The organism is Pseudidiomarina mangrovi (assembly GCF_003999375.1).
GTDB classification, from domain to species: domain Bacteria; phylum Pseudomonadota; class Gammaproteobacteria; order Enterobacterales; family Alteromonadaceae; genus Pseudidiomarina; species Pseudidiomarina mangrovi.
Genome location: NZ_RJLC01000008.1, coordinates 64,753 through 76,475, shown reverse-complemented (window position 1 = coordinate 76,475; position 11,723 = coordinate 64,753). Strand labels below are relative to the sequence as shown.

Annotated in this window: 11 protein-coding genes; 5 read left to right on the top strand and 6 right to left on the bottom strand. The window is 52.4% G+C overall.

The annotated features are described in order from the left end of the window. Positions 1-11: 11 nt before the first annotated feature. Positions 12-350 carry a P-II family nitrogen regulator gene (locus tag EFO84_RS02550; RefSeq protein WP_127346502.1) on the bottom strand — a complete coding sequence of 113 codons (339 nt, stop codon included), beginning with the start codon at positions 348-350 and terminating at the stop codon, positions 12-14. Between the two features lie 260 nt (positions 351-610). On the opposite strand from EFO84_RS02550, the gene rcsF reads away from it, so the two are divergent. From rcsF to glpQ, 3 genes are read left to right on the top strand one after another with little or no spacing between them, the layout of a single operon-like run. After that, positions 611-997, top strand: coding sequence for an Rcs stress response system protein RcsF (rcsF, locus tag EFO84_RS02545; RefSeq protein ID WP_127346501.1), 387 nt, complete (start codon positions 611-613; stop codon positions 995-997). Positions 998-1,017: 20 nt separating this feature from the next. After that, positions 1,018-2,064, top strand: coding sequence for a cysteine synthase A (locus EFO84_RS02540; protein WP_127346500.1), 1,047 nt, complete (start codon positions 1,018-1,020; stop codon positions 2,062-2,064). Continuing rightward, entirely contained in the window at positions 2,048-3,064 is a 1,017-nt protein-coding gene (gene glpQ / locus EFO84_RS02535) for a glycerophosphodiester phosphodiesterase (RefSeq protein ID WP_127346579.1), read from the top strand. Before EFO84_RS02540 ends, glpQ begins: the two co-directional genes overlap by 17 nt. A 14-nt stretch (positions 3,065-3,078) precedes the next feature. On the opposite strand, the gene EFO84_RS02530 is transcribed toward glpQ, so the two are convergent. After that, entirely contained in the window at positions 3,079-3,546 is a 468-nt protein-coding gene (locus tag EFO84_RS02530; protein ID WP_127346499.1) for a GNAT family N-acetyltransferase, read from the bottom strand. After that, a complete protein-coding gene (locus tag EFO84_RS02525) occupies positions 3,536-5,005 on the bottom strand; it encodes a RimK family ATP-grasp domain-containing protein (RefSeq protein ID WP_127346498.1) in 1,470 nt (489 codons plus the stop codon). The genes EFO84_RS02530 and EFO84_RS02525 overlap by 11 nt, the downstream gene beginning before the upstream one ends. Positions 5,006-5,186: 181 nt before the next feature. On the opposite strand from EFO84_RS02525, the gene EFO84_RS02520 reads away from it, so the two are divergent. Then, a complete protein-coding gene (locus tag EFO84_RS02520; protein ID WP_127346497.1) occupies positions 5,187-5,693 on the top strand; it encodes a TIGR03546 family protein in 507 nt (168 codons plus the stop codon). A 5-nt stretch (positions 5,694-5,698) separates the two neighbouring features. Further along, positions 5,699-7,480, top strand: coding sequence for a TIGR03545 family protein (locus EFO84_RS02515; protein ID WP_127346496.1), 1,782 nt, complete (start codon positions 5,699-5,701; stop codon positions 7,478-7,480). Here EFO84_RS02515 and EFO84_RS02510 read toward each other — a convergent pair. From EFO84_RS02510 to EFO84_RS02500, 3 genes are read right to left on the bottom strand one after another with little or no spacing between them, the layout of a single operon-like run. After that, positions 7,477-8,652, bottom strand: coding sequence for an E22 family MetX-like putative esterase (locus tag EFO84_RS02510; protein WP_127346577.1), 1,176 nt, complete (start codon positions 8,650-8,652; stop codon positions 7,477-7,479). The two genes, EFO84_RS02515 and EFO84_RS02510, sit on opposite strands and share 4 nt — an antisense overlap. Beyond that, positions 8,652-10,325, bottom strand: a complete 1,674-nt coding sequence (locus tag EFO84_RS02505) for a long-chain fatty acid--CoA ligase (RefSeq protein ID WP_240642630.1) — start codon at positions 10,323-10,325, stop codon at positions 8,652-8,654. Before EFO84_RS02505 ends, EFO84_RS02510 begins: the two co-directional genes overlap by 1 nt. A gap of 7 nt (positions 10,326-10,332) precedes the next feature. Further along, positions 10,333-11,628 carry a GntP family permease gene (locus EFO84_RS02500; RefSeq protein WP_127346495.1) on the bottom strand — a complete coding sequence of 432 codons (1,296 nt, stop codon included), beginning with the start codon at positions 11,626-11,628 and terminating at the stop codon, positions 10,333-10,335. Between the last annotated feature and the right edge of the window lie 95 nt (positions 11,629-11,723).

The window sequence follows — 11,723 nt, the reverse complement described above, 5'->3', positions numbered from 1 at the left end:
GGTAGGGTCCTCTAAATCGCGTTGGCGTTGATTTCGCCAGTACGAATGCGAATGGCTTGCAGCAGCGGCATGACAAACACTTTGCCATCTCCGGTTTGGCCACTGTGAGCGGCCTCTACGATAGCGTCGATGACCGCGTTTAATTGCGGGTCGGTCACGGCAATATCGAGGCGTAGTTTGGGCAGAAGGTCGATGCGATACTCGGCACCACGATACAGTTCAGTATGACCCTGTTGTCGACCAAAGCCGCGTACTTCAGTGACCGTCATGCCGCGACAACCAACTGCGGCGAGCGCATCACGCACATCGGTTAATTTCGAAGGTTTAATAATAGCGATAACCAGTTGCATAGTGACTCCTTGCTGGCGAGAGAGTGGGAGACTCTATAACTCGGTAGCAATAACCATGCCAGTTTTTAATGTATTGATTTATATATAAATAGTTATTTTTATTCAGCGCTAATGTGTTCTAGTGGTGCAATCCAAGCAGTGCCTGCGCTATGTTGGTGCAGCCCAGCAAACGGATCTACCTTATGGCGAAAGCTTCTGGACAACCACCCGCTCAAGTCGGTAATGTGAGTGCTGATGTCAGGTCAGAGTAGGAGACTGGTATGTTACGCACTAAAACACTCTGTGCCGTTGTGCTGAGTACCATGGTGCTGACGCTTGTGAGCGCTTGTGCGAGTCAAGCCGACAGCGGCTTGAGTGCCGCCGAGCAACAACGTATTGAGGCGGTTGAGTTTATGCGCCCGTATGAATTGTCCCGCCGCGACGTGAACTTTACCGCACTCGGTGACGTGGTCGGTATCTCTTGCCAAGCCACTATGATGCAGCCAGCCGCCAGCCAAGCTGAAGCGCTGCTGCGGTTAAAGCTGGCAGCTGCCGATATCGGTGCCAATCGCGTCATTCTCAAACAATGCCAACAGGTCAGCACCGACGGTTGCCGCGCTAGTTGGCGCTGCAGCGGTGATGCGCACCAACAGCAGCCACTCCGTTAACTAGAAGTCATGAGGTCGTTATGCGTCAGGTCGATCGCCCCACAGCGCTGATTGGTCACACCGATATGTTGTTATTGCGCTCACTGTCAAAACTGACAGGCTGCGAAATATGGTTGAAGTTAGAATCACAAAATCCAGGTGGCTCGATCAAAGATCGGGCGGCGCTACAAATGATAGAAGATGCTTTTGCCAGTGGCGCATTACAGCCCGGCATGACCATCGTTGAGGGCACTGCTGGTAACACCGGCATTGGTTTAGCCCTAGTAGCGAAGAGTTTCGGTTTGAATATGCTGGCGGTGATGCCGAACGACCAAAGTCCGGAAAAACAACGCATGATCAGCCTCTATGGGGCTGAGCTAAAAACCGTTAATCCGGTGCCATTTAAAGACCCTAACCATTTTTATCATACCGCCCGCCGCTTGGCGGAATCGCGCGATGACTATTGGTGGGCTAATCAGTTTGAAAATACCAGCAATGCCCGTGCTCACTACTTGCATACCGGCCCAGAAATTTGGCAGCAAACCAATGGTGCGATTGATATTTTTGTTTCGGTGGCCGGCACCGGCGGCACCATTGGCGGTAACTCTAAATTTTTCAAAGAACAGCAGCCAGATTGCCAGATTTGGTTAGCCGACCCCGATGGCTCAGGTATCTACAGTTATCTCAAAACCGGCCAGTATCAATCGCAGGGTAGTTCAATGACCGAGGGCATCGGCATTATGCGCTTGGTGGAAAACTTCCGCATGGCGCAGATTGATGCGGCGGTGAATTTGCCCGACCAAGATTTAGTCAGCTTGTCACGCTATGTGCGTGAGCAAGACAGCCTGGTTCTGGGCAGTAGCTCGGCCTTGAATGTCGCGGCGGCGTTACAAGCGGCGCTATTGCATGGGCCCGGCAAGACCATCGTGACCTTTGCTTGCGATTTAGGTGAACGCTCGGCGTCGAAACTCTATAACGATGAGTATCTCGTACAGCGTGGCCTCAGCTTAGCCATTGAACCGATTGATCAACTGATAGGGCGTTACCGTGAAAACGGTGAACGTGTTTGGTATGCCTCTTCGCACTAAATTTATCACCAGTATCGCCGCGCTGTGGATGGCCGCGCAGCCGAGCGTGAGCGCCTTGGCGCAACAGCATCAGCCGCTGATCATTGCCCATCGCGGGGCATCGGGTTATGTGCCGGAGCACACCGCGGCAGCAGTGGTGATGGCGCATGCCATGAATGCTGACTTCATCGAGCAAGATGTGGTACTCAGCCGCGACCATGTGCCGGTGGTACTGCACGATGTAAAACTCGATGCGGTGACTAACGTCGCTAGCGTGTTTCCTGAACGTAAGCGCGCTAATGGTAGCTACTATGCCATTGATTTTAGCTTTGCTGAATTGCAGCAACTAACCGTTAATGAACGTCGCCATGCTAGTCAGGCTGGGCAACTTTTTCCACAGCGATATCAAGGTGGTCATCCGCATTTCACCATTATGAGCCTAGCTGAACAGCTCAGCTTAATTAAGCATTTAAATGTCAGTCGCCAGCGTAATGTCGGCGTTTATATTGAGATTAAAGCGGCGCGTTGGCATCGCGAGCAACAATACGATGTCACTCAAGCGGTGGTGAAAGTACTTAAACAGCATCAGTATTTGACCGAGCAGCCGCCGACAGCGATTTATTTGCAAAGTTTTGATCCAGAGGTGCTGCGGCGCTTACAGCGCGAATTTCATCTCACCATGATCCCGCTTATTCAGCTGATTGCTCATAATAGTTGGAACGAGAGCCCAGTTGATTACGATGCCATGCTAACGGCAGCCGGATTAGAAAGCCTGCGAACCTATGCACATGGTGTGGGGTTATGGATCGAGCATGTACTAGAAGGTGTGGATGACCAGCAGCAACCGCAATTTAGCCGCGTGGTAGAAAATGCTCATGCGGCTGGCTTAAAAGTGCATGTGTATACCTTGCGCCGCGACCAATTGCCAGCCGGCGTGAGTTCCTACGAACAGCTATTACAGTGGCTACAGCGCCATGGCGTGGATGGTTTATTTACTGATTTTCCAGATGTTCGTGGCTAACGGCTACGCTGCTGTCACAGTGATAGGCGCATGCGATAGCCGTCACTCGCATGATCATCGTCGTAGTAGTTCAGTAGCAAATCAACCACGGCAAAATCGAGTGCTTGGTACAGCGCAATCGCTGCTTTATTGTCGGTTTTTACTTCAAGGCTTAACTCGCCAGCGCCCTGCTGGCGAGCGTAATCAATGGCATGTTCGAGTAACGCCCGACCAAGCCCCATACCGCGGGCTTGGGCGCTGGTGGCAATGGAATACAAACGCCAACGCTTACTATTGCTGCGTGTCAGTAACAGATAATAGCCCAATAGGGTGTGCTCAGCCCCACAGGCCACATGAAAGTGCGCACTGGGTGCCTGCAGCAAGCGCCGAAAGCTGGCACGGCCCATTTGACTGTAGTTGAAGGTAGCGGCTTCGAGGGCGACTAGAGCATCCAGGTCGGCCAGCGTGGCTGGCCGAATCTGTGCATTGAGGTTATTTTTCATCGAGACGTCGGGCAAAATCGCGCATGATAATGTGATACAGCTCATCGCCAATCAGCAAATCTTCAACCCCCGATTCAATTGATGGATTATCATTGATTTCAATGATGACTGGGCCTTTATGGGTGACTTTGAGGTCAACACCGTACAAACCATCACCAATCAAACGGGTTGCCTGCAGCGCAGTTTTCACCACCTCTTTGGGCACTTGGTGAATACCCACGGTTTCGAAGCCCCCGGTTTTGCCACGGCTGCTAGCGCTGGCGTGGTTGTATATTTGCCAATGGTTGCGCGCCATCAGGTATTTACAGGCATAAATAGGGCGGTTGTTGATCACCCCAATGCGCCAGTCAAAGTCAGTTTTAACAAATTCCTGAGCCAGCAAAATGGTCGACTTATTGAATAGCTCAGCGGCTACTTTACGGAATTCGGCCTCGTTCTCGGCTTTTTCTACGCCAATTGAAAACGAGCCATCTGGAATTTTCAGTACCACTGGATAACCCAGCCGTTGGCCAATTTTGGCAAAATCGATATCTTGCTGATTCAGCAACAACTCGGTGCGCGGCGTTGGAATATTGTGCTTATCGAGCAGCTCTTTCAAAAACACTTTGTTGGCACACTGTAAAATCGATCCAGGTGCGTCAATCACTACCATGCCATTGGCTTCTGCTTTTTTGGCAAAGTGATAGGTGTAATGATTAATACGAGTGGTCTCGCGAATAAATAGCGCATCAAACTCTAACAGCCGATTGTAATCGGCGGCGGTGATCAATTCGGCATCAATGTCGGCATCTTTGGCAGCTTTAATAAAACGTTGTAAGGCCTTTTTATCGCTGGTGGGTATGGCTTCATTAGGGTCATGTAAAATAGCCAAATCATAGCGATATTCGCGCGGTGCACGGGCCTTACGCCATACCCGTTTGCTGAAGTTATCCAGCGAGTTACCGAAAAAGGTCTGCTGGGCATCATTTAATTCTCCCATATCACCGGCGTATAAGCGATTAATAAACCAGCGGCCTTGATAGTGGAACTCAACCCAAATCATCGGGCACGGGTAGCGGTCAAACATTTGCCGGGCAAAGTTGGTCAGCTGTGGGTGTTCACTGTGACCAAAACAAATCAGCACTTTCAGCGGCTGAGTGGTGTCAGCAGCGGCGAGAAATTTATTCAAATGTTTGTCGGTATTCGCCAGTAACAGCTGGTAATGACTAAAGTTGGCCAGATCATTAATGGTCGATACCGACGGCATCACCCGTTGCCCGCGCGCTTCTGCCAGCAAGCTGACATAGTAGCCCGTGGACAAATAGCTCAAATCACCACAGAGGTTCAGTATTTGGGTGCGAGGGCCGGCTGATTGCTGTTGTTGCTGCAAGTACTCACTTGCGGTGACGGTGGCTTGACTGGGGTAGTAGGGCTGCCAATCGGTGATATCTTCAAGAATAATCAGTGCAGAGTTTTGCATGTCCACTCCATTGCTAAGAGGTGCTCATTGTCAACTGCGGTGGCCCTTCATTACAAGCATCTCGGGCGAAAAAATACGTAAATTTTTAGTCTGTTAGAGCTATGTGAGCTATTCTTTAGAAATTAGCTATAGTCTAGCTCACTTTTGACTTTTTGCAGTGGCCATAGGAGGCGATGCGATTATGCTGCGATTACTGGCGAAATTATTCAAAGCGTTAAATTCCGAGACCGGTGCCTGGGCCTTGGCATTTGCTTTTATGCTCGGCATGATCATGGGGTTCACGCCATTATGGCGGGTGCATAACTTGGTCATTCTATTAATTGCGCTGCTGTTCCGCGTCAATCTCAGCGCCTTTATTCTGAGCTTCTTAGTCTGCTCCGGCTTAGCCTTTGCGCTCGACCCATTATTCCATCAGTGGGGCGTAGCCGTGTTATCGGCCGAGACCTGGCAACCATTATGGCAGTCGCTCTACAGCTCAGCGGCCTGGCGCGTGGTGCAGTTCCATCACAGCATTACTATGGGCAGCATGTTGTTCAGTTTAGCCCTAGCACCGCTGCTACTGGTGGTCAGCTATTGGTTGGTGAAGCAATACCGGCAGCGTATTCAAGCTCGGGTGAACCAGTTGCGGGTCGTGCAGCTGCTTAAAGCCAGTAAGTTCTGGTCATTGTATGAGTCGCTACGGGGGTAATTAGCATGAACACAAAAACCATTCGTAACAGCGCAATACGTTGGCCCGGCCTCGCCGCCTTTGCGGTTATTGTGGGGCTGTTGGTGGCCTTTTCCTGGTTATTGCTCGATAGCATTTTACGCTGGAGCATGGAGCGCAGCCTCGGCGCCTTAAACGGCGCTGAGGTGAATATTGAGCGCGTTGAACATACTTGGTCGCCACTCGGTGTTCGGGTCATTGGCGTACAAATGACCGACCCCGCTGCGCCGCAGCAAAATCGCTTGCTGGTGGGTGATGTGCAAGGCACTTTGAATGTCGAGCAACTGTTGCTTGGGCGTTTACACTTTGAGCAAGTGGTAGCGAGTGGTATCCGCGTTGACCAGCCACGCGCGAGTGCTGGCGAGGTCTATCAGGCGCCGAGTCAGGAGGATCTGAAAGATTGGGCTGGCGACGCCTTGGCGGCACTGAATCTCGAGGTGCCGAATGTCGATGAGGTGGTAGCGCGTATTGACCTCAAAACCCCCGCCGCAGTTGCCCAAGCCCAAGCTAATTTTGCTGACATAAAGCAGCGCCTTGAAGCAGCGCGCGCTAATTTGCCCAGTGAAGCAACCATCAGTGACTATCAAAGCCAACTGAAAGCGCTCAATGAGGGCGATATGGGCGATATGGGTGATATCACCAAGCTCGCCGAGCGTAAGCAGAAGTTTGAGCAATTGCGCGCGAAATTCGCCGAAGATCGGCAGAAAATCGCCGATTTTAAGCAACTTGTAGCGGATGTAAAGGCTAACGTAGAAGCTGATTTAAAAGCGCTACGCGAAGCCCCGCAACAGGACCTAGAGCGCGTACAACAGCTGCTCCAGCTCAATGGCGAAGGCTTAGCCGAAATTACCAGCGTGCTATTTGGCGAGCAAATGCGCCAGTGGAGTCATTACTTGTTGTTAGCCTATGAGCAATTGGCGCCATTATTGAATCGCGCTGGTGCCGTGGAAGATATTCAGCCGCAGCGTGGTGAGGGCGTGTGGTTTAGTTTTGCCGGTAGTGACAGCGCGCCAGAGTTTTTGATCAAGCAAGCGGTGACCGAGTTTGACGTCGCTGGCACGGTGATCGCCGTGGACTGGGAAAATATCACCCATCAACATGAGTTACTGGGTCAGCCTACCGTGTATAGCGCGCGGGCTAGTAATACCGAGCGTTGGCAGAGCTTGCAACTTAACGGTGAGCTAAGCCTGCTGGATACTGGTGTGAACGCGCGGCAGCAGTGGCAGCTCGGTGGTGTACAACTGGCTCAGTTGGGGCTTAGCGATCAGCCGCAATTTATCGCCGAAATCGTCTCGGCTTTGCTCGATAGCGAGGGTCGTGTGGCCTTGCGTAATGGCGTGCTAGAAGGCGATAGCACGGTACGGCTGAATCAACTGAATATCAATGCCAGCGCTGAGAATAAATGGGCGCAAGTGGTCGCAAGTGCGCTCAATGGCTTACAGCAGTTGGACATGCAGGTAGGGGTTAGCGGCGCTATGACCGCACCGCAGCTCAGTTTACGCTCAGATCTCGATCGCCAGCTCGGTGGTGCCCTACAAAGCGCCGCTATGGACCTTGGCAAGGCCGAGCTAGCGCAGTTCAGTAGTGGCTTGCAACAGCAAACCGCCGGCTTACTGGGTAATGGCGAAGCCGACTTAGAGCTGATAAATAGCTTGCTCGGTAGCGCCGAAAGCCGTGACGCCCAGCTCAAAGAATTGCTTGAGGCCCAACTTAAGGAGGGCCTACAAGACCAGCTGAAAGACCGCTTACGTGGTCGGCTCGGCGGTTAAGGCGTGGCTAAAAACTCCCGAATAGTCTCGGCTTTGCTGCTGATACTAAACAGGCCGTCGAGATGGCCCCAAATACCGCTGATTTCTTCGTACTGCGGTGTTTTGCCTTGCTGTTGCAGTAACTCGACGGTTTGTTTGGCCAAATAGGGCTGTAACAGTAAGTCATTGCTGGCTGGTAAAAACAACGTCTTAGCTTTGATAGCACTCAGGCCAGTGGCTAAATCGGTGTTATGACCGGCAACAAATAGTTGGTTGGCGCGCACCAAATACAGGATATGGTTAGCGTCGGCCATGGGCGCTCGCAGCGCCGCTGAGGCAAATAAGAAATCTAACTCGGGCAAGCTATTGGTAACGCTGGCTAAACCGGCTTCTGGCAGCACGGTGGGTGCCGGCGAGCGCATATTCATGCTCAGTGGATGCATGGCGTACTGCGTGATCAGCGCCAGCGCATTGGTCACACCCAGCAGCGGGGCCTCAGCACCATAATAATTGCCATTATTCCAGTTCGGGTCGGTTTTAATCGCCCGCGCCCAATGCTCAAGGGCCATGATCGACCAAGCGTCCATGGCGCCGGTGCCAATCACTGAAATCATGCGCTCCACCTGGTCTGGGTAGCGTGCTGCCCATTCAATCGCTTGCAACGAACCCATCGATGGCCCCATCACCGCGTGCAGTTTTTCAATGCCAAGACTGCTGATCAGCGCGTGTTGCACCTGTACAAAGTCAGCAATAGTGACCACCGGAAAATCGAGGCCATAGGGCTTGCCAGTGGCTGGATTAATTGACGCTGGGCCAGTGGTGATGACATTTGGGTCATGCGGGAAGGCGTTGACCAAAGTGTCAGAACTAATGACAAAGTATTTGTCGGTATCAATCGCTTTGCCGGGGCCAATAATGGCATCCCAATAACCGGGCAGCGGGTCGGCACTGCTATATTTGCCAGCGGCGTGGCTATTACCGGAGAAAAAATGGGTGATCAGAATTACGTTATCTTTGGCGTCATTGAGCTGGCCGTAGCTCTCCCAGCCAATGGTCACTTCAGCAATGGTTTTGCCGCCAATAGTGGTGTAGTTCTCAAGCGTGAAGGCTTGCTTCTGCACCAGCAGTTCGGCCTGGCTGGCCGCGCTCATCAGGCTGAGCGCCAGTAGCACAAGGGCAACGATTGAACGCATCATGATTGTTTCTCCATTAGGTAATTTTGGTACTGTTTGCGCAGCTCATTTTTGATCAGTTTGCCGGTGCCGGTATGCGGTAGTTCTGCCACCACAATAATGGCATCCGGCATCCACCATTTGGCGATTCGTTCGCTCAAAAAGGCCTCAATAGCAGCACCATCAATGGTTTTACCCGGTTTAGCAACGAGCAATAAAATCGGCCGCTCATCCCATTTCGGGTGCTTGGCGCCAATCACACAACTTTCATGCACATCAGGGTGTTGGCTACAAATATTTTCAATATCCAGTGAGCTAATCCATTCACCGCCGCTCTTAATCACATCTTTTTTGCGATCGACCACTTTCATATAGCCCTGAGCGTCAATCACCGCAATATCACCGGTGGCTAACCAGCCGTCAGCGAAGGTGTCGGCATCGCTACGGCGAAAGTAACTGCTGGCTATCCATGGCCCGCGCACGCGCAGCTCACCACTGCTGACACCATCATGCGGTAGCGGCTGGCCGTCGGCATTAACGATTTGCATCTCCACGCCAAAACAAGCACGGCCGGCGGTAGTTTGAATGGCATAACGCTGCTCAGCGGGCAGCGCTAGCAGCCACGGCTCAGGCGGTGCCGAGCAGGCCAGTGGGCCGGTCTCGGTCATACCCCAAATGGGTTGCCAGTAAATATTGTAGTGTTCCGCATAGGTTTTCACTAAGCCCAATGGTGACGCCGCACCACCTACACAAACCCGTTGCAAAGGCGCTAAACTGAGCTGCTGTTGCTGGGCATAGGTATGCAGAGTGAGCCAGATGGTTGGTACCGCTAAGCCCACCGTAACACCCTCGTCAGCAATCAGCTGTTGCAGCGCCTCACCCGACATACCAGCACCTGGTAATACTAGTTTACAGCCGGCTAACGGCGCGGCATAAGGCGCGCCCCAAGCACCGGCATGGTACATCGCAACCACCGGCAATAACACGGTATCCGCGTTGAGAGCTAACAGCTCGCCACTGGCAGTGGCTTGGGCATGCAACACCATAGCGCGATGCGAGCTGAGTACGCCTTTAGGGTTGCCGGTGGTGCCAGAGGTATAGCACAACAACGCCGCGCTATGTTCGGGAATAATTGGCCACCGGTAGCTCTGCGGCTGATCAGCCAATAACTGCTCGTAGACCATGATCGGTAGCTTGATCGGCGCCAAAGCAGCGCTCGGCATGTGTTCAGCATCACAGAGCATGACGATGCCTTTCACGCTCTGCAATTGATCGGCAAACTCCGCTAATAAGCCAGCAAAACTAATATCTACAAACAGCCACTGTGCTTCAGCATCATCTAAGATCCAGCGAATTTGCTCGGCAAATAAGCGTGGGTTGACGGTATGCAATACCGCACCAACACCGGCCACTGCGTAATACAGCTCCATGTGGCGATAGGTATTCCAAGCTAAGCTAGCAACGCGCTCGCCCGGTTGCACGCCAAGCGCATCGAGGGCATGCGCTAACTGACAGCTACGGGCATAGCAATCGGCATAACTATAGCGGTGAATATCGCCTTCTAGGCGTCGGCTAACCACCTGTTGCTGCGGATGACGACGCACCGCATGGCGCAACAAATCGATGATCAGCAATTGGCTGTTCTGCATGGCGCCGGCCAGCGCCGGCTGCGTATCTTGCGTGACTTCAAACATGTTTACCCTACCACCAAATGAATAAACTAATCGCTGTGATCAAGCCTAACAACGGTACCACTACAGTCACTGCGGCCACCGCCCAGTAGGCATCTTTGTGCGTCTCGTTACAGATACCGCGAATGGTGGTGACCACGTAGCCATTGTGTGGCAGTGAATCCAGCGCACCCGACGAAATCGCCACAATACGATGCAGTTGATCCGGATTGACCCCAGCATCCAGGTAATGCGGACCAATCAGCGGCAGGGCAATGGCTTGGCCGCCTGAGGCTGAGCCAGTAAGGCCAGCAATAACACTGACCGCAACTGCGGCGCCCACCAATTCGTTGCCGGGTAGATTGGTCATCACCGCAACCGCCTCGTTAAAGGCCGGAGTGATTTTCGCCACGCTACCAAAGCCGACCACCGCAGCAGTGTTACCAATAGCCACTAAGGCACCGGTTGAGGCCTCAGATATGGCTTTACTGACATCATGAAAGAATTTGTAGTTGATGATAGCCAGCGCCAGCACGCCGCCGCTTAAGGCTACGATTAAGGCATTTTGTTTGAGTGAGTCGTGGAAGATAAAGCTTAAGGTCAGTACCACCAGTAGCGGAATCAAGCCACTAATCGGCGAAGGCAGAGGCCGATCCAGCAATTGCGGATCGCCTTGGCGGCCCTGAAAACGTTCACCATTGGCCACCGCCTTGGTGATCAACTTTTTTAACCACCAATAGCCGAATAACGCCATCAAAATCGCCACAAATAAGCTGACTTCCCAGGCTGCATAAGGCGAGGTACCGAGGTATTGAATTGGGATCCAGTTTTGAATTTCTGGCGAACCGGCCGAGGTCATCGTAAAAGTCACCGAGCCAAAGGCTAAGGCTGCGGGGATAAACCGGCGCGGTAAATCGGCATCTTTAAACAATGACAGCGCCATCGGATACACCGAAAACGCCACCACAAATACGCTCACGCCACCGTAGGTCAGAATGGCACAGGCTAAGACCACGGCTAACACCGCCTGTTTGCGGCCCAAGCGCTGGATAATAAATTTCGCCACACTGTCAGCGGCGCCGGTATCTTCCATAAACTTGCCGAACAGCGAGCCGAGCAGGAACATAAAGAACCACGACGCGACAAAGCCGGCAAAACCGTTCATATAAGCGCTAACGAAGTTCACTTCGCCTTGAAATAACGCTACGTTGCTACACAATGCCACCAGCACGGCACACAGTGGCGCACTAATAAATAAGTTCATACCGCGTAGGGTGAGAACAATAAGCAGGGTTAATCCGCCGATTAGTCCAATCATGCTTAACATGCAATACCTCTAAGATTGGTTGGGTTTCAGGTGTGCCATGACCTGTACCACCAGCGCTATCCGCTGAAGCTGATGAACACTATGCGGCAGTAGCG